At 43.2% G+C, this 21,874-nt stretch carries 19 protein-coding genes and 1 pseudogene; 5 read left to right on the top strand and 15 right to left on the bottom strand.

Annotated features, from left to right (window positions below):
• Nucleotides 1–12 precede the first annotated feature (12 nt).
• Together typA and suhB are read right to left on the bottom strand one after the other, a co-directional pair.
• Complete coding sequence (gene typA, locus AC13DA_RS05970) at nucleotides 13–1,842, bottom strand: translational GTPase TypA (RefSeq protein WP_007145708.1); 1,830 nt, start codon at nucleotides 1,840–1,842, stop codon at nucleotides 13–15.
• Nucleotides 1,843–1,890: 48 nt separating this feature from the next.
• Entirely contained in the window at nucleotides 1,891–2,691 is an 801-nt protein-coding gene (gene suhB / locus AC13DA_RS05965; protein ID WP_007145709.1) for an inositol-1-monophosphatase, read from the bottom strand.
• Nucleotides 2,692–2,923: 232 nt separating this feature from the next.
• Between suhB and AC13DA_RS05960 the strand changes: the two genes are divergently transcribed.
• Nucleotides 2,924–3,223, top strand: coding sequence for an Lpp/OprI family alanine-zipper lipoprotein (locus tag AC13DA_RS05960; protein ID WP_007145710.1), 300 nt, complete (start codon nucleotides 2,924–2,926; stop codon nucleotides 3,221–3,223).
• Between the two features lie 74 nt (nucleotides 3,224–3,297).
• Here AC13DA_RS05960 and AC13DA_RS05955 read toward each other — a convergent pair whose 3' ends face one another.
• On the bottom strand, nucleotides 3,298–4,461 hold the full coding sequence (locus AC13DA_RS05955) for a L,D-transpeptidase family protein (protein ID WP_273182196.1): 1,164 nt from the start codon (nucleotides 4,459–4,461) through the stop codon (nucleotides 3,298–3,300).
• Nucleotides 4,462–4,606: 145 nt separating this feature from the next.
• Between AC13DA_RS05955 and AC13DA_RS05950 the strand changes: the two genes are divergently transcribed.
• The gene (locus AC13DA_RS05950; protein WP_007145712.1) at nucleotides 4,607–5,392 is read left to right on the top strand and encodes an outer membrane protein assembly factor BamD; all 786 of its coding nucleotides are present in this window, start codon (nucleotides 4,607–4,609) and stop codon (nucleotides 5,390–5,392) included.
• 65 nt (nucleotides 5,393–5,457) lie between these two features.
• Here AC13DA_RS05950 and AC13DA_RS05945 read toward each other — a convergent pair whose 3' ends face one another.
• The 4 genes and pseudogenes from AC13DA_RS05945 to sucC form a co-directional block, all read right to left on the bottom strand.
• Nucleotides 5,458–5,796 carry a P-II family nitrogen regulator gene (locus AC13DA_RS05945; protein ID WP_284451728.1) on the bottom strand — a complete coding sequence of 113 codons (339 nt, stop codon included), beginning with the start codon at nucleotides 5,794–5,796 and terminating at the stop codon, nucleotides 5,458–5,460.
• Nucleotides 5,797–5,805: 9 nt separating this feature from the next.
• Complete coding sequence (locus AC13DA_RS05940; RefSeq protein ID WP_284451729.1) at nucleotides 5,806–7,446, bottom strand: NAD+ synthase; 1,641 nt, start codon at nucleotides 7,444–7,446, stop codon at nucleotides 5,806–5,808.
• A complete protein-coding gene (sucD, locus tag AC13DA_RS05935; RefSeq protein ID WP_007145715.1) occupies nucleotides 7,447–8,322 on the bottom strand; it encodes a succinate--CoA ligase subunit alpha in 876 nt (291 codons plus the stop codon).
• Nucleotides 8,319–9,497 (bottom strand): annotated as a pseudogene (gene sucC / locus AC13DA_RS05930) (ADP-forming succinate--CoA ligase subunit beta); the annotation flags it as partial. The pseudogene sucC and the gene sucD, both read right to left, overlap by 4 nt.
• Nucleotides 9,498–9,682: 185 nt before the next feature.
• Here sucC and pip point away from each other — a divergent pair.
• From pip to AC13DA_RS05915, 3 genes are read left to right on the top strand one after another with little or no spacing between them, the layout of a single operon-like run.
• Entirely contained in the window at nucleotides 9,683–10,648 is a 966-nt protein-coding gene (gene pip, locus AC13DA_RS05925; protein ID WP_284451731.1) for a prolyl aminopeptidase, read from the top strand.
• A complete protein-coding gene (gene dtd / locus AC13DA_RS05920; RefSeq protein WP_284451732.1) occupies nucleotides 10,645–11,082 on the top strand; it encodes a D-aminoacyl-tRNA deacylase in 438 nt (145 codons plus the stop codon). The genes pip and dtd overlap by 4 nt, the downstream gene beginning before the upstream one ends.
• 22 nt (nucleotides 11,083–11,104) lie before the next feature.
• Nucleotides 11,105–11,734 (top strand): lytic murein transglycosylase, encoded by a 630-nt coding sequence (locus AC13DA_RS05915; RefSeq protein ID WP_284451733.1) that lies wholly within the window; start codon nucleotides 11,105–11,107, stop codon nucleotides 11,732–11,734.
• Here the strand turns inward: AC13DA_RS05915 and AC13DA_RS05910 are convergent.
• The 8 genes from AC13DA_RS05910 to ccoO form a co-directional block, all read right to left on the bottom strand.
• Nucleotides 11,727–14,984: an EAL domain-containing protein gene (locus AC13DA_RS05910; protein ID WP_284451734.1), complete on the bottom strand. Its 3,258-nt coding sequence runs from the start codon at nucleotides 14,982–14,984 to the stop codon at nucleotides 11,727–11,729. The two genes, AC13DA_RS05915 and AC13DA_RS05910, sit on opposite strands and share 8 nt — an antisense overlap.
• A 45-nt stretch (nucleotides 14,985–15,029) precedes the next feature.
• Nucleotides 15,030–15,239, bottom strand: a complete 210-nt coding sequence (ccoS, locus tag AC13DA_RS05905; protein WP_007145721.1) for a cbb3-type cytochrome oxidase assembly protein CcoS — start codon at nucleotides 15,237–15,239, stop codon at nucleotides 15,030–15,032.
• Between the two features lie 80 nt (nucleotides 15,240–15,319).
• Nucleotides 15,320–17,758, bottom strand: a complete 2,439-nt coding sequence (locus AC13DA_RS05900; protein WP_284451735.1) for a heavy metal translocating P-type ATPase — start codon at nucleotides 17,756–17,758, stop codon at nucleotides 15,320–15,322.
• 37 nt (nucleotides 17,759–17,795) lie between these two features.
• Nucleotides 17,796–18,299 (bottom strand): FixH family protein, encoded by a 504-nt coding sequence (locus AC13DA_RS05895; protein WP_007145723.1) that lies wholly within the window; start codon nucleotides 18,297–18,299, stop codon nucleotides 17,796–17,798.
• Nucleotides 18,300–18,314: 15 nt separating this feature from the next.
• Complete coding sequence (gene ccoG, locus AC13DA_RS05890; RefSeq protein ID WP_284451736.1) at nucleotides 18,315–19,739, bottom strand: cytochrome c oxidase accessory protein CcoG; 1,425 nt, start codon at nucleotides 19,737–19,739, stop codon at nucleotides 18,315–18,317.
• A 331-nt stretch (nucleotides 19,740–20,070) separates the two neighbouring features.
• Nucleotides 20,071–20,997 carry a cytochrome-c oxidase, cbb3-type subunit III gene (ccoP, locus tag AC13DA_RS05885; protein WP_284451737.1) on the bottom strand — a complete coding sequence of 309 codons (927 nt, stop codon included), beginning with the start codon at nucleotides 20,995–20,997 and terminating at the stop codon, nucleotides 20,071–20,073.
• Between the two features lie 2 nt (nucleotides 20,998–20,999).
• Nucleotides 21,000–21,158, bottom strand: coding sequence for a cbb3-type cytochrome c oxidase subunit 3 (locus AC13DA_RS05880; RefSeq protein WP_284451738.1), 159 nt, complete (start codon nucleotides 21,156–21,158; stop codon nucleotides 21,000–21,002).
• A gap of 34 nt (nucleotides 21,159–21,192) precedes the next feature.
• Nucleotides 21,193–21,873 carry a cytochrome-c oxidase, cbb3-type subunit II gene (gene ccoO / locus AC13DA_RS05875; protein WP_273182220.1) on the bottom strand — a complete coding sequence of 227 codons (681 nt, stop codon included), beginning with the start codon at nucleotides 21,871–21,873 and terminating at the stop codon, nucleotides 21,193–21,195.
• Nucleotide 21,874: the final 1 nt, after the last annotated feature.

Here is a 21,874-nt window from a genome sequence, read left to right as displayed (position 1 = left end):
TTTTAGTGACGTCTAGCCACGAGAAGCACGTTTACGCTCATGCTCCAGCAAGAATTTCTTACGAACACGGATAGCTTTTGGTGTGACTTCAAGTAACTCATCATCGCCAATAAACTCCAGCGCCTGTTCCAGACTCATTCGGATAGGTGGTACTAAAGTGACCGCTTCATCAGAGCCTGATGCACGCATATTGGTTAATTGTTTACCTTTAAGCGGGTTAACAACCAAGTCATTATCACGTGAATGAATACCGATGACCATGCCTTCGTAGACTTCGTCACCATGGCCGATAAACATACGTCCACGGTCTTGTAAGTTGAAGATAGCAAATGCCACTGCTTTACCCACACCGTTTGCTATCAACACACCATTAATACGCTTACCAAAGCTACCGGCTTTCATTGGAGCATAATGATCAAAGACACTGTAAATCAAGCCAGTACCCTGTGTAGCTGTCAGGAACTCGGTACGGAAGCCAATCAAGCCACGTGAAGGAATAATAAAATCAAGTCGAACACGGCCTTTACCATCTGGCACCATGTTTTTCAGGTCAGCACCACGCTCACCCATTTTTTCCATCACTGTACCCTGATGCTCTTCTTCGATATCAATGGTTACAGATTCGAACGGTTCTTCTTTCACACCATCGACTTCGCGGATAATCACTTCCGGACGTGATACACCCAGCTCAAACCCTTCACGACGCATGTTTTCAATCAGAACTGACAGATGTAACTCACCACGGCCAGAAACTTTGAACTTATCAGGATCGGTAGGTACTTGTTCTACACGTAATGCCACGTTATGAATCAATTCACGATCAAGACGTTCTTTGATTTGACGAGTGGTAATAAACTTACCGTCTTTACCCGCAAACGGAGAGTTATTGACCTGGAATGTCATCGTGACTGTTGGTTCATCAACAGAAAGCGGTGGCAAGGCTTCTACAGCACTTGGATCACATAATGTGTCAGAAATATTTAATGGGTCTAAACCAGTAAATGCAATAATATCGCCCGCTTGCGCTTCAGCAACTTCTTCACGTTGTAGGCCTAAAAAGCCCATGACCTGCTGTACACGACCGTTACGTTTTTTACCTTCACGATCAACAACTGTGACAGGTGTATTGGTTTTAACGCGACCACGCTCGATACGGCCAACACCGATAACACCGACGTAGCTGTTATAGTCCAGTGACGACACCTGCATACGGAAAGGACCATCCGCGTCCACATCCGGATGACTCACTCTATCCACGATCAATTCGAAAAGTGGTGTCATATCACCACCACGAACGGTATCTTCCATACCAGCAAAACCATTTAAGCCTGACGCATAAATGACATCAAAATCGAGCTGTGCATCTGTGGCATCCAGATTAACGAACAAATCAAAGGTTTGATCCAAGACCCAATCCGGACGAGCAGAAGGTTTATCAATTTTGTTGATAACCACAATCGGTTTTAAACCTAGTGCTAATGCTTTTTGTGTAACGAAACGCGTTTGTGGCATCGGACCTTCTGAAGAGTCAACCAGCAGCAATACTGAGTCAACCATCGACAGAACACGTTCCACTTCACCACCGAAGTCAGCATGGCCTGGGGTATCGACGATGTTGATATGATAGTCGTTCCAACGAATCGCCGTGTTTTTCGACAGGATAGTAATACCGCGCTCACGTTCCAGATCATTAGAGTCCATTACGCGCTCGGTTAATTCTTCGTGTTCACCGAAAGTGCCAGACTGACGAAGAAGTTGATCCACCAAGGTTGTTTTACCGTGGTCAACGTGGGCAATAATGGCTATATTGCGGAGCTTAGAAATATCTCGTTTGTTTGTCATTGTTTGAATTCTGTAAAAGCATGCTAGGCATGCGGAAAAAATATGCCCTTAGGCGCTTATTTGGTTTTTCGATAGATGTGGTTGCAGTGTTGTTAACATTAGCTTGTGCATACCAAGCCCGGCTGCAATGACATTACCTTTGTTGAACAAATTATCGGTACCATCAAAGTCGGTGACAATTCCCCCAGCCTCTTCGACCAGAAGTAATCCAGCCGCCATATCCCAGTTTTCTAATCCCATTTCCCAGTAGCCGTCAACACGACCTGCTGCAACATAAGCAAGATCAAGTGCTGCTGAGCCCGTACGGCGAATATCAGCTACCTGAGGAAATAGAGCTTTAAAACTATTGAAATAGGCATCATGAAATGATGGATATTTGAAAGGGAAACCCGTCGCAATCAATGCACCATTAAGTTCTCTGCGTTTGGTAACACGCAGTCGACGGTCATTTAATTTGGCGCCTTCGCCCCGGCTAGCTGTGAATAATTCATCGCGTTGCGGATCATAAACAACAGCGTGCTCAACACGACCTTTGACTCTAACGGCAATGGATACGCAGTAATGCGGGAAACCATGCAGAAAATTTGTTGTACCATCCAGTGGGTCAATAATCCACACTGTTTCATTATCACCTGAGCGACCAGACTCTTCAGCCATAATAGCGTGGTCAGGATACGCTTTTTTTATTACATTGATGACTTCTTGCTCTGCCAGGCGGTCGACATCTGACACGTAATCATTTCGACCTTTTGTAGTCACTTCAAGATGCTGAACATGCTGTAGTGAGCGCATGATCAGAGAGCCAGCATTACGCGCAGCCCTGATTGCTATATTGAGCATTGGATGCATAAACAAATTTTTCCAGAACGATAGGTACTTCAAGAGTACATTGAAGATCAATGACTCATATAAAGGACGCTATTATACCAACTATTTCTTTATGAATCTGTTGTAATATTAAAAACGGTTTTTTATTAATGTGAATGGACAGCAAAAATATTTCTTGCTAGCGTATGTTTTATGTTGCGAATTAGCAATATAATATCCACGCCAATTTAACTGGTACTTTAAGGAGATAAAAATGAAATCATTAGCAAAACTGAGTGCTGTAATCCTGCCTTTAGCTATGTTGACTGCATGTGCCAACACTGCCGAAATGGAAGCGCTGAAAGCCTCTGTAGAATCAGCTCAATCAACAGCTGATTCAGCTCTGGTCGCAGCCCGCAATGCTCAAAGCACTGCCGACACAGCGCAACGTACTGCAACTGACGCAGAACTGGCTGCTATGAACGCCCAGAAAGCTGCTGATGAAGCTCAATCAACTGTCGAAGAATGCTGTGCAAAAATCGATCGTATGTTTGAAAAAGCGATGAGCAAATAATCTAAAATTTAGATTACCTCATACAAAAAAGCCGGAACAAATGTTCCGGCTTTTTTTTATCTTCAATATTTATCCTAAAGCGCGTCACTGGAAACTTGCGCAACCCACACAGATATTCCCGCAGCTTCACTAATTTTATTCGCCATATCTGCCGCTTCTTGTTGAGAATTGAAGGGACCAATCATCATTTCACCAACCGCGCCAGATTTGGCTGGCCAGAACAGATCATTCAACTGTAATGAGTTAATAGCCTGACGCGTTTTTTGTATCGCTTTCTGGCTCAGACCTGCATGAACAAACCAGACATCGTCAACAATATCGAGAGGCTCCTCACCCACTCGCTTTACAATACTGTCTTGCGCTTCAACTAATTTTTCAGTGAATGCCCAGTCATTGTCCGCAGGTAATTTATCTTGCGCATCTAAAATGGCTGCTACCATCGGTGTCATATTTAAACCCTGACGTTTATCAATGTCACTATGCGGTTTATTCACTTCAAGATATAACTTACCGTCACGCACGCCCGCTTTATCAGGCTGATAAATAATTTCTACCGGTGTATTAACAGCGGCAATATTAAACAAATGTTGGATATCCTCCGGGAACAGTCGGATACAACCATGACTCACTCGCATTCCTACACCGTAGGGTTTATTTGTGCCATGCAGCAAATAGCCCGGCATAGACAAACGCATTGCATAAGCACCTAGTGGATTATTGGGACCAGCTGCCACCACTTTTGGCAGAGGATCGCCTTTTTCCAGATGTTCTTTTCTGATGGATTCTGGTGGTGTCCAGGTTGGATCTTTTCGCTTCTGAGTAATTTTAGCTTTGCCCAGTGGTGTGCCCCAGCCTTCACGCCCAATCCCGATAGGATGGGTAATGACTGTTTTCGTTTGTCCCGCTTTGGTTTCCGGATAATAATAAAGACGTAACTCGGCAATATTGATGACAATGCCTTTCTGACCGGCCTTGGGCAGAATAAAACGGCTTGGGATAATCACCCGGGTATTTTCGCCGGGAAGCCATGGATCAACATTTGGATTGGCTTCAACGATATCGTTATAACCTAAGTCAAATTGACGGCCAATATCCAGTAATGTGTCTTTTGCTCTGCTATAGACCACCATGTTGTGACCCACAACGGTTGAGTCAGCAGAATTAAGCGCAAAAGTAGTTGCCATAGAAGGTGCTGATACCGCAAGCCCTACAGCAAGAGCCAACAACCGTTTCAACATTGATGATTCCTGTTTATCAAAGAATAAAGCTGCATATTGTACTTGATTAAATATAATCTTCACATTCGGTAAAACGTGCTTTGAATCAGAAAAAGGGCTAAGATCAGCCTTTACCTTAAACAGCAAGCTAGCGTACTCTACTTCAATGAAAAAATATTATTTGCCATTACTTATCGGTTTGACCTGTTTGTCACTGTCTGGTTGCTCTTTTTTTAAAAAAGAAGAAGTTAAAGCGGATGAAAGCTGGAGTGTAGATCGTATATACAGCGAGGCAAAAGCCGCACTCGACATCGCAGACTACAGCAAAGCGATTACCTACTACGAACAACTCGAAGCTCGTTTTCCTTTTGGTGAATATGCTCAACAAGCGCTGCTTGAGTCCGCATATGCTCACTACAAATCAGATGATCCTGAAACAGCTATCGCTACCATTGACCGCTTTATGCGTGTTTATCCACTTAATCCAAATATTGATTACGCTATTTATTTACGTGGCCTGGTCAATTTTCATCGTGATATTGGTTTATTAGAAAAATATATCCCCCGTGATGAATCTCAACGTGACCCGGGCGCTGCTGAGGATGCCTTGCGTGATTTCAACACATTAATTAATCGCTTCCCGACCAGTCGTTATGCCGAAGATGCTGCGCAGCGTATTGTTTATCTTCGTAACCGACTGGCACAGCATGAGGTGAATGTCGCTAATTACTATATGCGTAGAGGATCATTCCTGGCTGCATTAAACCGTGGTAAGTATGTGATAGAAAACTACGACCGTACACCGGCTATGCCTGATGCATTAGTCGTTATGGCAAAAGCATACAAAATTCTTGGCATGACCGATCTTTCAGATGATGCTTTACGAGTATTGAAAATCAATTACCCTGGTCACCCGGGTATTGCTGAAGTTGCTCAGACTGAAGTGCAATAATTAAGCAATAAAAAAAGCCCGCCTCTGAATATTCAGAGGCGGGCTTTTTTTATGCCTAGAACAGCTTAAATAGCGTCTTGGTTCTGCTCACCAGTACGAATTCTAATCGCTTGCTCCAGCGGTGTAACAAAAATCTTACCATCGCCGATACGGCCTGTATTGGCCGCTTTAATCACTGCTTCGATAACACTATCGACTTTATCATCTGTTACGGCAATTTCTAATTTCACTTTCGGTAAAAAGTCGACCACATATTCAGCACCACGATAGAACTCGGTATGTCCTTTCTGACGACCAAATCCTTTGACTTCAGTGACAGTCATCCCGGTCACACCAATATCAGAAAGTGACTGGCGAACATCATCCAGCTTAAAAGGTTTAATTATCGCTTCAATTTTTTTCATCGTAGTTCCTTACTCTATAGTTGAAGTGACGGTGTAGCCTGACGTAATAGGATACCGGCGGTCTCGGCCAAACGCCCGGCTACTGATACGGATACCTGGAGGCGCCTGCCGCCTTTTGTATTCATTACGATCTACCATTTTAATAACTCTTGCAACCATTTCGGCGTCGTAGCCCTCGTCGACTAGCTCTTCAAAGCAACACTGATCAGCTATATAACGTTGTAGAATTTTATCTAGGACAGCATAGTCAGGGAGACTATCCTGATCCAACTGTCCTTCTGCCAGTTCAGCGGATGGAGGTCGTGTGATGATACGCTCTGGAATCACATTAGATTGCTGATTGCGATAATGGCTCAACTGATAGACCAACGTTTTATAAACATCTTTTAATGGTGAGTAACCACCAGCCATATCGCCATATAAAGTTGAGTAGCCGACAGCCATTTCGCTTTTATTACCGGTTGATAACACCATTGAACCCGTTTTATTGGATAAGGCCATCAAAATAATGCCGCGGCAACGGGCTTGAATATTTTCTTCCGTGGTATCGGCCGGCAAACCTTTAAACTCATCAGCTAATGAGTCAATAAAGGCATTAAATGTCGGTTCTATCGAAATAATACTGTACTTAACACCCAAGCCTTCAGCCATTAACTTTGCATCATCCAGACTCATTTGAGATGTGTAGCGCGACGGCATCATCACCGCATGCACTTTGTCTGCGCCGATAGCATCAACAGCGAGTGCCATTGTTAATGCGGAATCAATGCCGCCTGACAGTCCAAGTACAACACCTGGAAAGTGATTTTTCTCAATATAATCTTTCAGTCCAAGGGTTAACGCTTTGTATATGATAGATAAGTCGTCCTGCGACTCACAACTGGCACCCGATAAAGCTAGGCCACCAGACGACTGTCGTTCAATCGTCACCGGAAATAAACCAAACTCGAATGCAGGTGCTTGGACCACTTTTTCGCCATTGGCATTCATCACAAAAGAATGACCATCAAAAACCAGTTCATCCTGACCACCGTATTGATTGACATAGACAATAGGTAAGCCCGTTTCACTGATACGTTTTTTTACTTCAGCCTCACGCAGTGGCCATTTGCCCATATGGTAAGGAGAAGCATTCAAGTTGACGATAAGGTCAGCTCCGGCAGCCTTTGCTTTAGTGCTCGGCTGTGTAAACCAGATATCTTCACAGATAGTAATGCCGATTTTCAGACCTCGAAAATCAAACACAGTGGCATTTTCGCCTTCGATAAAATAGCGTTTTTCGTCGAATACACCGTAATTGGGCAACTGCTGTTTGTGATAGGTACAAACAAGCTTACCCCCATCAATTAACGATGCGGAGTTGTATAAACCCGAGACAATATCGCCATCGGGATGGCCGATTAACACGGCTACATTATCCAGCTTGCTTGCCAGTGTCGTTAATGCTTTACGAACGCGTTTCAACAAACCAGGACGAAGCAATAAATCTTCTGGCGGATATCCGGTTAGGGTCAGTTCAGGAAAAACAATTAAATCTGCATTGAATTGTTTTTTTGCCTGCTGTGCCGTTTCGATAATTTTATTAACATTACCCGCAACATCCCCAACTACAGGATTAATTTGCCCCATCACCAGCGTGACTGTCTGCATTTATTTTTTATCCATCATTGCCAGCATAATGTCGCCAATTTCGGCGGGCGATCGCGCAATGCCACAGCCAGCCGCTTCAAGCGCTTTTAATTTCGCTTCAGCGGTGCCACTGCCACCACTGATAATCGCTCCTGCATGTCCCATGCGTTTGCCAGCCGGTGCCGTTAGACCGGCGATATAGGTCACCACCGGTTTGGTGACATGCGCTTTGATAAACTCGGCCGCATCCTCTTCAGCATGACCGCCAATCTCACCAACCATCACAATACCTTCGGTCTGCGGATCATTCTCAAACAACTCGAGGCATTCAATAAAGTTCATACCATGAATTGGATCACCGCCAATACCAACACAGGTACTTTGTCCAAGTCCGTTTTGCGTTGTCTGATGAACAGCTTCATAAGTCAGAGTGCCTGAACGCGATACTATGCCGATTTTCCCCGGTTGATGAATGTTACCGGGCATGATGCCAATCTTACATTCACCTGGAGTAATCAGGCCCGGACAGTTAGGCCCTATCAAGTGTGCATCGTAGCTATTTAAAGCATGTTTGACGCGTAACATATCCAGTACAGGGATGCCTTCTGTAATACAGGCAATTATTTTGATACCCGCATCAGCCGCTTCCAGAATCGCATCTGCAGCAAAGGCGGCAGGCACATAAATCATGGTGGCATCAGCACCGGTCTGTTCAACCGCTTCATGAACCGTGTTGAATACCGGTTTGTCCAGATGCGTTTGCCCACCTTTTCCTGGAGTAACTCCACCGACAAATTGGGTGCCATATGCAATGGCTTGCTCTGAGTGAAATGTACCTTGTTTACCAGTAAAGCCCTGACAAATCACTTTGGTTTCACGATTGATTAAAATACTCATGCCTGCGACTCCTGAGCTGCCGCTACAGCTTGACGCGCAGCATCGGTTAAATCATCGGCAGCATATATACTCATTTCACTGTTTTTCAATAATTCACGACCTCGTTGCGCATTGGTACCCTCGAGTCTGACGACAACAGGTAACGATAAGCCGACCTCTTTTGCTGCCTGAATAATGCCTTCGGCAATCAGATCACAGCGGACAATACCACCAAAAATATTGACCAGGATCGACTTCACTTTTTTATCAGACAGAATCAGCTTAAATGCTTCAGCCACGCGAGCAGCCGTAGTGCCACCGCCTACATCCAGGAAGTTAGCCGGCTGTCCACCTTCTTTCTGAATTAAGTCCATCGTCGCCATAGCGAGACCAGCTCCATTGACCATACAAGCCACATTCCCATCTAAAGAAATATAGTTAAGGCCAAATTCACGGGCGATAACTTCTGCATCATCTTCCTGACTCGGATCAAACATCTCTGCCAAATCGGCATGACGGAATAAGCCGTTATCATCCAAATTGATTTTTGCGTCAACGGCAAGCAAGTCACCGTCATCAGTCACCACAAGTGGATTCACCTCCACTAGACTGGCATCATTTTCTGTAAAGAGCTGATACAAATTTTGCATGACGGACTGTAGCTGCTTAAAGCTATTTCCAGTCAAGCCCAGGAAAAATGCGGCGCGACGACACTGATAGCCCTGTAAACCAACGACAGGATCGACATATAAATTCAGTATGGCTTCAGGCTGCTGCTCAGCGACGGCTTCGATATCCATGCCGCCTTCTGCTGACACCATAAACACAATACGTTGAGAGCTGCGATCAACCAGTACGGCCAGATAGATTTCACGGCTGATATTGGTCGGTTTTTCCACCAATACCTGCTGTACGGGTAAACCTTCAGCAGTGGTCTGATGCGTGACAATATTTTTTCCCAGCATACCAGCAGCGGCTGACTCAACGTCATCCAGCGAACTCACCACTTTAACGCCACCCGCTTTGCCGCGGCCACCGGCATGAACCTGTGCTTTAACCACCCAGCGCTCGCCCGCTAATATCTCAGCCGCTTGCCGCGCCTGAGCAGCTTCAGCGACAGCTTGCCCTTGTGGTGTAGGCACACCATATCGATTAAATAATTGTTTGGCCTGAAATTCATGCAGATTCATTGTATGTTCTTGCCTTGCTTAGTTGTCTTTTCAATCATAAGCACAACTATCCTTGAAAGAATGTGTGATTTGTTGATAAAAACAAGATCTTAATTCAACGTCGAAAACGTTATATTTTCTCGCAATAGCTCAATAATTACCATCACTACACATGATATAGTTCATGCCGAATGTCATAAACGAGTTTTTACATGTTAACGCTATACCCAGAAATAGAACCCTATCAAAGCCATTTACTTGCAAGAGAAACCTTATCTTCTGGTAAAAAACACGAAATTTATGTAGAGGAATGTGGCAATCCTTCAGGGATTCCGGTGGTTTTCCTACATGGTGGCCCGGGTTCTGGTTGTCGTCCTCAACATCGACAATATTTCAATCCTGAAAAATACCGCATTGTATTATTTGACCAACGAGGTTGCGGACGCTCAGTTCCCAGTGGCGAGCTTGAAAACAATACCACTGCGCATCTGGTCAGCGATATGGAATATATCCGTACCCGTCTGGGTATAGATAAATGGGTCATTTTTGGTGGTTCCTGGGGAGCTACCCTGGCACTGTGTTATGCCAGAGATCATGCCGAAAAAGTGATAAGCATGATATTACGCGGCACTTTTCTTGGGCGTCAGCAGGATATTGACTGGGTTTATGCCGCAGGCGGTGCCTCAAAATTATTTCCCGAAGCATGGCATCGCCTAACACATATGCTTGATCAGTCAGAACAACAAACACCGCTCAAAGCTTACTATACTCGCCTCACCGATCCTGATGAGTCACTGCAAATCTCAGCTGCCACTATTTTGAATAGCTGGGAAGCCACCATCGTCACATTACGGGATCATGAATACGAACCGGATTTAACGGAAGCTCCCGGCCCATTGGCGCACTCCCGCATTCAATTACATTTTGCGTTAAATCAATGCTTTATCGAAAACCGTCCCATTTTGAGTGAAATAGAAACCATACGTCACATTCCTACTCAGATTATTCATGGTCGATACGATATTGTTTGCCCACTTCAGCAATCCTGGGAACTACATCAGGCATGGCCAGAAACAAGCTTAACCGTATTGCCGCTGGCTGGTCATGCTGCTGGCGAACCCGCTGTGATTGATGCCTTAGTGAGAGCCACCGATACCTTAGCGGGTGAACTGCAGTGATCACCTTATTACAACGCGTTAAGCAGGCATCGGTTGAAGTAAATGAACAATGCATCGCAGAGATTGATCAGGGTGTGCTGGTTTTTGTGGGTATTGAGAAAGGTGACTCCTCTGAATTGGTAGCTCGTCTGGTAGAAAGGGTCATCAATTATCGACTGTTTGCGGATGCTGAGGAAAAGATGAATCTATCCGTCAAAGATATTAATGGCGGTTTACTTCTTGTCCCACAATTTACCTTGGCCGCTAACACACAAAAAGGATTACGTCCGAGCTTTGCTTCTGCAGCCCCCCCTGACATAGGATATCAACTGTTTAATGAGTTTGTTGATGCCGCTAAACAGCAGCATCCCAAGGTCTGTAGCGGTCAGTTTGGTGCCGATATGCAGGTTAAACTCATCAACGATGGGCCAGTCACTTTCTGGCTTCATAGCTAATCACTGTTACAGGATTTTTTGAATGCGCATTATCAGAAACTTTATTGTTGGTCTTTTATTGGTGTTTGTCGGAATTGCCGCGATCATGCTAATCCCCTCACCACAACCGCCAGCCAGTAAACCATGGGAAGTGACCGTGATGCCTGACAACAATATCAGCGTCTTTGGTATTCACTTGGGTAATACCGACTACAAAACAGCACAAGAAGAACTGCGAATATTTGGTAAAACGGCTATCTTCACCGACCCCGATAATAAGGCCACGGTCGAAGCCTATTTTGATAGTGTTAACTTAGGAGGACTATCCGCCAAGATGGTGCTTAATCTTGATGTACCAGAGGATAAAGTCGCCGCTATGCTGCAAAGGGCCTCTGTAGGCAAACTTCAACCCAGTGGTGCGCATCAGCATGAATTGGTGGAAGAAGACAAACAGTTTTTACTATCCTCACCTGTCGCTGCCATTACCTACATTCCTGGTGTCCGCTTGAGCAGGGAGATGATTCAGGAACGCTTTGGTGAACCTGATAGCATTGATGTGGGCTTACCTGATGATAAAGGTAATACGAGTGAAAGCTGGTCTTATCAGGCACTAAATTTAACCGTTATCTTTGGTAGCACTGGTAAGACGATACTAATTTATCAAACTAAATGAGTGTGTCTTTTTGCGCCAGCTCGTAAAACTGGTCTTCACTCACAGGTTTACTAAATAAATACCCCTGAGCGCCCTGACAAGTATGCTGTTTGAGATAATCTAATTGTTCCATTGTCTCCACACCCTCGGCGACAACCATCAAGCCCAGGCTTTCGCTCATTGCCATGATCGCGTTGACGATGGCGGCATCGTCCTTATCTGTGGTGACATCCCGAATGAAACTGCTATCAATTTTCAGAACATTCAAAGGGAACTGCTTCAGGTAGGACAATGAAGAATAACCTGTACCAAAATCATCAATTGCCAGACTAATGCCCATCTGGCTAAGCTCCGATAAAGTGAGCGTTGCCAACTCAGGATCTTCCATCAGCATAGTTTCTGTAATTTCTAACTCCAGGTTCTTTGTGGGCATACCCGTTTCTGCCAGAATATAACGGATGCGACTAGCTAAATTACCACCTTTAAATTGTCTGCCTGATAAATTGACGGCAAGCTTAAAATCATCCGCCAATTTGTCTTTCACCTTTAAGAAGCTATTACATGCTTGTGTCAGCACCCACTCACCGACAGATTCAATCAAGCCAGTATCTTCAAGAATAGGAATAAATTCTGCGGGTGAGACGAGCCCCCATTGGGTACTATTCCAACGTAATAACACTTCGGCACCGTTCATTTTTCCAGTTTCAATCTCAACCTGTGGTTGCAGATGAATAAAGAATTCTTCTTGCTCAACGGCACGTCTTAAAGCTGTCTCCATGGCAAGACGCAATGATGCCTGAGCATTCATATCGACGGAGTAAAACTGAAAATTATTCCGTCCTGTTTTTTTAGCGTGATACATGGCTGCATCCGCATTTCTAATTAGCATATCGACATCCCGACCATCGGCAGGATAGAGGCTGATACCAATACTGGGACTGATGCTGATTTCAACGTTATCAATAATATACGGCTGACTCATCGCATCGATAATTTTTTCAGCGACTTTACCCACGTATTGTGCGGAACGAATATCTTCCAAAATAACGGTGAATTCATCTCCTCCAAGTCTGGCAACCGTATCACCCTCTCTGATGGTCTTCTTAATGCGTATTGCCACTTCACGCAGCAGACTATCACCCGCTTTATGTCCTAATGAATCGTTAATATGTTTGAAATGATCCAAATCTAAAAAACAAACCGCAAGTCGACCTGAGTCACGATGCGCTTTATGGATAGCATGCTCAAGACGATCATTAAACACGTTCCGGTTTGGTAAGCCTGTCAGACTATCAACGCTTGCCAGGTTAGTCAGCCTTTCCTCATTCTGTCGTTGAGTTGTAATATCTTCAAATAACCAGATAGATCCATTTTGTGGTGCTTCAGCTTCAATTGATTTTCCCGCCATAGCGCACCAGAATTTCTCACCATTTTTACGGACTAATTCAAGCTGAGCTTCATAGCTCTCCCCTACAGAAAGATAATGAGCAGCATGTTCTCCAAACTGCTCATAAGCTACCTGACTTGGATAAATAAACTGTGTTTTTTGTCCTTCAATCTCTTCACGACTGTATTGAAATAACTCTTCAAACTTTTGGTTAACACGCACCACCTTACGATCACGAATGAAAGCAATACCCACCATCGCATTTTCCAGAATTGTGTTTAATTCTGACGTCATTTGATGCAATTGCTGGTTAGTTTGTTTCCATTTAGTAATGTCAGCAATAACACACACCCAAACAAACTCATCATTACCACTTAATATACGACTGACAGAAATCCATAATGAGAATGCGGATCCATCTATACGAATGCCTTCATATTCACCATTCGACTCATCATCGTGCTCTAAATCATCAATTGACTCGGGTTTATGTTTTTCAGCAAAAAAATGAAATAAATGTTTCCCGACAATCTCTTTAATGGTGCCGCCAAACATGGTGGCACCAGCAGGATTAATATCAATGATATAACCCTCTTCACTCAGTGACAGAATCGCTTCAGGTACACCATTAAGAATTGCTCTTAACTGTTGTTGTTTATGTTGCATGGTGACTTTTGCTTTGCTGTAATCAGCAATCAGATTTTGTGTCACCTCGGCGAAATGATTCAAGTCACGAGCCAGCATAGAGACTTCATTTTGCGTTGATGTCACCGACATTCTTGTCTCAAACCGACCTTCAGAGAGTGCTCGAATAGAGTCCTTGATCAACACTAATGGTTCATTGATTCTTTTTATAAGAATATAAGCAAACACCATGACTGCACTCATAATAAGAATGCTGACTAATATAATTTGCCACCATGAATAATCGGCCGATGAGGCATCACTTGCGATCTCTTCATTGTTAAACAGATTGATTTGTTCCGTTAACTGATTCAAGTCCACTGTTAATGTCGACATCATAGCAAGGGATGATTGCAGCTCTTTAGCCAACGTTCTTTGGGTGAAAGTATTTTCTTTTTCTATCGCTATTAAGCCGTTCTCTCCTCCCATTAAAACCCTGAGTGAATCCACCTGTTTCTCTATCGCCTGTAATGTATCCGTTACATACAACAATTGAAAAGATTGGCTGGAAAAAGCATCAATATCCTGCTCTATCTGAGTAAAAATGGTTTCAAATTGTTTTTCTGATTGAGTAAAACTTGATGGATCTTCAGTCTGAAGAAACAACTTGTAGTTTAATAAACGAAGTTGATGAATATGAGTTTTTAACGGGTTAACCAGACCCAGTATAGAAACCAGATTATCGTTGCGTAATCGTTTTTCAAGATTATCCACTAACAACAATAATGCAGCCGAAACCCGTTCATTCCCCTCTTGCTTGGCTTTTATATCGTTGGTTAATTCAAGATGATGTTTTTTTAATTGATAAAGCTTGGCGTCGATCTGTAAATAATCATGGTAGGTCGTCAAAAGCGACTTTAACAGGCCTTGAACTTGTTGCTTATCATCTAATGTCTGAGTGAGTAATTCTGCATTTTCCTGAAACAAATTTTCAAGCGGCGCTCTGTCAGCAAATTGAGATAAGACAGATACCGTAGCTGAACTGAGGAATTGTTGCTGGCGTTGGGCGAGAAGTAATGAAACTTGACTAAGTTTGCGGCTGCTCGACTCCAATGGCAAAAGATGGTCGACAAAAATTGAATGTGTCTCAGACATCAGGTTATTGGCGTAATTTGCCATCACGCCCATCACAAGGACAGCAATCAATGTGATTGCAGCCCATAGCTGGAGCAAATGTTTGATACTCCAGTTTTTAAACATCTGATTGTTCACCGTTTTGAAGTAACATTTTAGCCATCCATTGCTTTAATGTTGGTTCTTACTTTTATCTTCTGATTTGCTCTGTTTGCCTGACTCATCAGATTCAGGTGTTACTTCATCATCATCCATAAGTACCCGATTAGCTGCACCATCCATATCATCGTATTGACCATTACGAACGGCCCAGAAAAAAACGGCTACACCAATAATGCCAAGTAATAACATACCTGGAAGCAACCCATAAATGACTTCCATCACATACTCCAAACTATTGCCTTTCGTTGAGCGATGAAATCAGGGCAAAACAAGCACTGACTTTTAATAGATCGTGCCAGCTACTTATTTTTATTTATAAACCTTCCGATCCGAGCAGAGTTTCCAATAACTAATAACGAACTTATCGGCATTGTTATCGCAGCCACTAGAGGATTTACCCAAGCACACATCGCTAAAGGCACCATGATAACGTTATAACCAATAGAAAGCATTATGTTCTGACGAATGATACGTAAAGTTGTTGTCGCCAAAAGCTTTGCTTCAGCAACTTTAGCCAGCTCTTGATGTGATAAGACAACATCAGCACTTTCTACTGAGACATCAGTGCCAGACGCCAGGGCCATGCCCACATCTGCTTGAATTAAAGCCGGCGCATCGTTTACACCATCCCCTATCATGGCTACGATATCACCTTGCGCTTGCAGTGATTTCACAACAGCAGATTTGTCCTGAGGCAGCACTTCCGCAAATCGCTGTATATTTGAAAATGACTGTGTAACCGCATTCACTACCTCCAGTCGGTCTCCACTCAACACAGTTATTTTGGCACCCGCCGCCTGTAATAATTGAATCGTTGACAAAGCATCCGCCCGAAGAGAATCTGTCAAACCAATAATACCTTGTAGCTCACCATCCACTGCAACAAACACACAACTAATACCTTGCTTTTCATTCTGTAGAATAGTGTTGTTAAGCGTTTCAGGAAAATAAATACTTTGTGAGCTCAACCACTGACGAGTTCCAACGAGTATATGTTTACCATCAATATACGCTGTCACACCTCGTCCGGGTGTCGTAGTAAACTTTGTGATGGGTAGCAATTTGAGCCCCGCTGATATTGCAGCATCACAGATAGCAGTCGCAATAGTGTGTTCTGAGTGTTGCTCAACAGAAGCCGCCAATCTGAGTAACTCCGATTGTGTTAAGTCTGCACAGGGCTCAACCACATGCACATTTAATTGGCCGGTTGTTAGCGTACCGGTTTTATCAAATACAAAATGATTCACTGATGACAGACGCTCGAGTGTTTCACCCTGCTTGACCAAGACCCCTCGCTGCGCCCCTACGCCAGTTGCAACGGCAACTGACATTGGAGTGGCTAAACCAAAAGCGCATGGACAAGTAACCACTAATACTGAAATAGCCGCGAGTAAAGCGATTTCGAAGTCAAACTGTATCCAATATACGAATGTTAAGGTAGCAAGCGTTAGCGTTATCAACACAAACCAGGGAACAATTTTATCGGCTAACGTTTGGATAGGTGCTTTTGAAGCCTGCGCTTCGTCCATCAATGCAATAATTTTGGCCAAAGCGGTATTACGTAATACCTGCTCAACCTTAACCTGAAATGCCCCTTCACCATTAATACTGCCGGCAACGACAGAATCCCCGACTTGCTTGACTACAGGTACAGATTCCCCTGTCAACATCGACTCATCTACCGCACTATCACCTGACACAATAACCCCGTCTACAGGGATACTTTCACCAGGTCTGACTAAAATGGTTTGTCCGATTTTCACTGCACGTATTGGCACAACTTCAGTGATATTATCAACGATGACTGTGGCAAATTTAGGCTGTAATTCCAGCATCCTCCTGGTGGCAGAGAGTGCTTTCTTTTTTGAAATCGCTTCGAGATAGCGCCCTACTAAAATTACAAACAAAAAATTGACCACGGTATCGAAATAAACATGACCCGTATCAAGTGCTTTTATCGTAGCGTAAGTCGAATATAAGTAGGTTGAAGTTGCCCCAATCGCTATCGGTAAGTCCATTGTTAAAAAACGCTGTCGTAAGCCACTGATGGCACTACGAATAAATGGATAGCCCGAATACAGTAGGGTCGGCGTTGCAATCAGAAAACCTATCCAGTGAAACCATTGGCGAAACTCTCCATCACTTGCCCCACTGTATAGAGCGATGGATATCCACATCATATTCATCATCGCAAAGCCAGCAAATGCCATACGATAAAGTAATCCACGATGTCGTTTTGCTAATGCCCCTTCTGCTGTTTCCGGATCAAAGGGGACTGCGGCATAGCCTATTTCTGCTAGGCGGTTCAGAACGCTAGATAAAGCGATTTTTGAATTGTCCCAGTTTAGCTTTAGCCTTTTTGCCGTTAAATTCACCTCAGCATTAATAACGCCAGTTAGTCGATTAAGCGCATTTTCAATCAACCAGACACAAGCCGCGCAGTGAATTCCTTCTACCAATAAATGAATAGTACGTTCATTTTGATCAATATCCGTATAGTCGGATTGAACTTCATCCAGGTCATAAGCCGACAGATCGCCTAACCTGTCTGGCGGAGGAGCAAGAGGTTCGGACTGAGGGGTTTTGGCATAAAAACTTTGTAAACCCGCGCCATAAATGGTTTGACATACAGTTTTACAACCATGACAGCAAAATACGCGTTCTGCCCCATCAATCTCGGCTTTAAACTCGTTTATATCTTCGACGGGTAAAGCACAATGATAACAAGCTGTGGTCAAAACTAATCCTAGATTTCAGTTGATCAATATTTTAATTTTAAGGATTAATTTGTATGCGACGGGTTAATACGTACTTATCGTCTCCACGACGTGCTTCGATGATAATGTCCCAACTACCAGGTAAATTAAAACTCACATCGGTGACAAAGCTACCATGCCCAGAAGGCTGCATATCAGCAGAAAAGTCCTGACGTTTATCAGAGGGTCGGTAGGCGAAGAACTTCACCGAATCTAACATTAAACCAGCAGAATTTTGTCCCGTAATCAACGCTTCATAGGTTTGCGTTTGATTGACTCTGGTTGCCGATGGCGTCAGCAAAATACCTGACCAACCAAGGTTCTTTTCCTTGGCAATCTCTTCTTCTGTTTTAGCGTATGCCTGACCTTTTTCATAAAAATCTTCAAGCACCAAGTTAGGTGGTGATTTAAATGCTAGATAGATAAATAGTGCATTAGCACTTAGAAATACGAGTAAAAATACCAGCATACCCAATACCCATGGGTTTTTCAGTGCTTGACTATTTTCTTGTGAAATATTCATTCTTTTCCTCTTCCACTACTCAGGCGCCATAAACATACTTTCGTATGAGGTCGATATGGCTGAATTATTTAATACAACCGCTTTAAACTGTATCGGCACCAGACCTTTTTGAACTTTATCGTCAGGTACTCTCACCAACGCCGTCACAGGTACAACTTTACCTGGCTGAACAGTAATTTTATCGCCCATACCATGTAGGGTAGCACCCTCCAATCCTTCGACATCGTAACGTACGTCGATTGGTTCTTTTGTTTTATTTAATAACTTCAACGTATATTTATTCTGGATTCCACCATCACTGAGTCTTACATACAATGGTTGACGATCATGAATAACTTGGAACTCAGTTGGTGACAGCGTGAAGAAACCATAAATAATACCTGACAATGCTGTCAGCAAAATCAAACTATATATAATGACACGAGGTCTTTTATACATGGCTAAGACGTTTTTATCGTGATGCAGTTCCTTATAGGAAGCATAACGAATCAAACCGCGAGGCTGATTAGTTTTATCCATAATACTGTCACATGCATCAATACACATACCACATGTAATACAGCCCTCTTGCTGTCCCTTTCTTATATCAATACCGGTTGGGCAAACAGCAACACAGACTTTACAATCAATACAGCTACCTTTGGTTTCATCCTCCAGCTGACCTTTTTTTAGTTTACCTCTCGGTTCACCACGTTCAGCATCATAAGCTGGTAAGACAGTATCCTGGTCATACATCACACCCTGTAGTCGAGCATATGGGCATAACCAGAAGCAGACTTGCTCACGCATAAAGCCTGCAAATACATAAGTAAATACACCAAACACCGCCATTGAAATCCAAACAGGCAATGGTGCTTGTAAGCTAAAAATCTCAGGCCATAACTGATAAGCATCCGTGAACCATGCGGCAAAGGAAATACCGGTAATCAGCGCGATCGCAATCCATAAAGAATGCTTTGTTACCACACGTACCAACTTATCAAATGACCAGGGCGCTTTTTTGAACTTCATCGCCTTCTGAGGACTATCCCCTTCAAGCTTGGTTTCGATAAAGGTATAGATATCTGTCCAGACAGTCTGAAAACAGAAGTAACCACAAAACACGCGTCCTGCAATGCTGGTTACAGCGGCTAATAAAATAGCAAAGAATAATAATGTTAACGACAACATCCAGATGTCTTGAGGATAAATCGTTAAATGAAAGAAATTAAATTGTCGATTTGGAATATCAAACAAAACCGCCTGGTGCCCATTCCAACGAATGTATGGGCCTAAAAAGAATATTAACCAAACAGACATCCCTAGCCACTTCCGGAGTCGAAATCGGCCCTTAATTCGTTTGGCAACCACTTTTTGGTCACCGGTATTCACGTGCCAATCGGAGACTTCTTCATAAATTTGGCTGACATCATCATTAACGTTTGTTTGTGATTGACTCATATCATCTCCGAAATAGTATTCATCGCGTGCATTTTAACACAGGCACAATCTAATATTAGTACTTACTGATATTAATTCGTTATAAAAAAGCCGACTTTATTTGTCGGCTTTCCATTTACCTAAACAACGGTTCAATAATAATTATTTATTTTCTATAACAATTATTTATCGTCTAGATTTTTCATAATTCTATAACCGATAACACCTATTACGACAATAGTCAGAACAACAGATGCAATCGCTCCAATAACAACTGCGTCAATATGCATATCTTCTCTCCTGAATAAGATTTCATCTCCTCTCAGAAACTAACTGAGAGGAGTGATATTGATTACTGCCCACCGCCTAATTGATGAACATAAACAGCTAATTTCTTAATTTCAGTTACTGATAAACGCTGAGTTTCATCGCCTTCGTATTCAGGCTCTTCATCCCATTTCTCAGCTTCAAGTTTCACTGCAAGCTTTTCATTCCATGCAGGCATGATAGCAACACGTGTTAATGGATCTGATGGGTCATTAACGCCATGCAGGATTGTGTAGCGAACCTCTTCCGGATCACCTGAGAAGCGCCAGATTTTATCGGTCAGGTTAGCTGAACCTAATTCATGGATACCTTTTGCATCTGCACCATGACAACCGACACAGCCTTTTTCGTTAAATAACTTCCATCCGGCCTCTGTGGCTTTGCCATTTGATAAGTTTTCAACAAACTTAACCAAACCATCCACTTCTTCAGGTTTTAAGGTTTTCTCATGTGCCATCATCATGCCATGACGTCCAGCCGCAAGAGAGGTGACGATAGTGTTGATATCACCGCCGTACAACCAATCATCATCGGCCAGAATAGGATAGCCAGAGTTTTTAGCTGGAACACCACCACTACCATGACATGCAGCACAGTTATCACCAAATAAAACCTTGCTCGAACCTACTGCGTAGTTTCTCATTTCGGTGTCAGCAAGGATTTCTTCAGCCGTCATTGAAGCTAATTTTTCTTCATATGGGGCTCTGACGTCCTGAACTTTTGCCATATCTTCTTTGTACTCTTTGATTTGAGTCCAGCCTAACAATCCTTTCGTACTGTCATTAATTAATGGCAGCGATGGATAAAGGATAAAATAGACCAACACTAACAAGCCACTCAAATAAAGGGCATTTGTCCACCAACGTGGAGGTGGATTTTCTAACTCTCTGATGCCATCCCATTCGTGCCCTGTATCTGGCACTTCATTAGGATTCTTTTTATTATCAGCCATCATCATTTCTCCGAATTTGTATCGTCATCGTCCTGCAGCATAGTGCGGTGAGACTCTATTTTGTCTTTATTTTTAGGGTTAAGAACCCAAAAATAGAGCACCACCATCAGTATAAAAATTACAACTGTAAACACTAAGCCAAACCAGTCGGTTGCTGTCATTTCACTCCAATTAGTATGAAAATACTCTTGAAGTTTACTCACGATATGACCTGCCAGGCTCAAAGTTGACCATTGTTCCCAACACTTGCAGATAAGCAACTAACGCCTGCATTTCAGTTTTACCTTCAACTTCTGCAGCAGCATTATCAATTTGCTCATCCGTGTATGGAACGCCTAAGACTTTCATCGCCCGCAGACGTTTTTCAATTCCATTGCCATCAATGGTTGCATGTTCTAACCATGGATAACTTGGCATAACAGACTCAGGTACAACCGAACGGGGGTTATGTAAATGCTGAATATGCCATGCATCAGAATATTTTCCACCAACACGGGCTAAATCAGGTCCAGTACGTTTTGAACCCCATTGGAAAGGATGATCATACTTTGACTCTACAGCCAGAGAGTAATGACCGTAACGATCTTTTTCATCACGAAAAGGACGGATCATTTGTGAGTGGCACAAATAACAGCCTTCACGTTGATAGATATCACGACCAGCTAATTCAAGTGCCGTATATGGGCGAACTGTTTTCAGCTCTTCATACTCAGGATGCACTTGATCCTCAAAAGTGGTTTTGAGGTAAAACAGAGGAACGATTTCTACGATACCGCCTACAGAAACAACCAATGCCGTTGCTAACACAAGCGCCCAGATATTTTTTTCCAGTTTTTCTTGAAAGGTAACTGGTTTATTAGAATTATGATCAGACATT

Source organism: Methylophaga sp. F-2, assembly GCF_056859315.1.
Note: the sequence above shows the minus strand (reverse complement) of the source record. Positions and strands in the feature narration are given on the sequence as shown.

Coding starts and splice junctions, on each gene's coding strand:
- sucD (WP_007145715.1), bottom strand. CDS start 8,322: ATGAGTATTTTAATCAATCGTGAAACCAAAGTGATTTGTCAGGGCTTT.
- AC13DA_RS05950 (WP_007145712.1), top strand. CDS start 4,607: ATGAAAAAATATTATTTGCCATTACTTATCGGTTTGACCTGTTTGTCA.
- ccoS (WP_007145721.1), bottom strand. CDS start 15,239: ATGGAAGTCATTTATGGGTTGCTTCCAGGTATGTTATTACTTGGCATT.
- typA (WP_007145708.1), bottom strand. CDS start 1,842: ATGACAAACAAACGAGATATTTCTAAGCTCCGCAATATAGCCATTATT.
- AC13DA_RS05910 (WP_284451734.1), bottom strand. CDS start 14,984: ATGTTTAAAAACTGGAGTATCAAACATTTGCTCCAGCTATGGGCTGCA.
- suhB (WP_007145709.1), bottom strand. CDS start 2,691: ATGCATCCAATGCTCAATATAGCAATCAGGGCTGCGCGTAATGCTGGC.
- AC13DA_RS05915 (WP_284451733.1), top strand. CDS start 11,105: ATGCGCATTATCAGAAACTTTATTGTTGGTCTTTTATTGGTGTTTGTC.
- AC13DA_RS05880 (WP_284451738.1), bottom strand. CDS start 21,158: ATGACAGCAACCGACTGGTTTGGCTTAGTGTTTACAGTTGTAATTTTT.
- ccoO (WP_273182220.1), bottom strand. CDS start 21,873: ATGTCTGATCATAATTCTAATAAACCAGTTACCTTTCAAGAAAAACTG.
- AC13DA_RS05895 (WP_007145723.1), bottom strand. CDS start 18,299: ATGAATATTTCACAAGAAAATAGTCAAGCACTGAAAAACCCATGGGTA.
- pip (WP_284451731.1), top strand. CDS start 9,683: ATGTTAACGCTATACCCAGAAATAGAACCCTATCAAAGCCATTTACTT.
- ccoG (WP_284451736.1), bottom strand. CDS start 19,739: ATGAGTCAATCACAAACAAACGTTAATGATGATGTCAGCCAAATTTAT.
- ccoP (WP_284451737.1), bottom strand. CDS start 20,997: ATGGCTGATAATAAAAAGAATCCTAATGAAGTGCCAGATACAGGGCAC.
- AC13DA_RS05960 (WP_007145710.1), top strand. CDS start 2,924: ATGAAATCATTAGCAAAACTGAGTGCTGTAATCCTGCCTTTAGCTATG.
- AC13DA_RS05955 (WP_273182196.1), bottom strand. CDS start 4,461: ATGTTGAAACGGTTGTTGGCTCTTGCTGTAGGGCTTGCGGTATCAGCA.
- AC13DA_RS05945 (WP_284451728.1), bottom strand. CDS start 5,796: ATGAAAAAAATTGAAGCGATAATTAAACCTTTTAAGCTGGATGATGTT.
- AC13DA_RS05940 (WP_284451729.1), bottom strand. CDS start 7,446: ATGCAGACAGTCACGCTGGTGATGGGGCAAATTAATCCTGTAGTTGGG.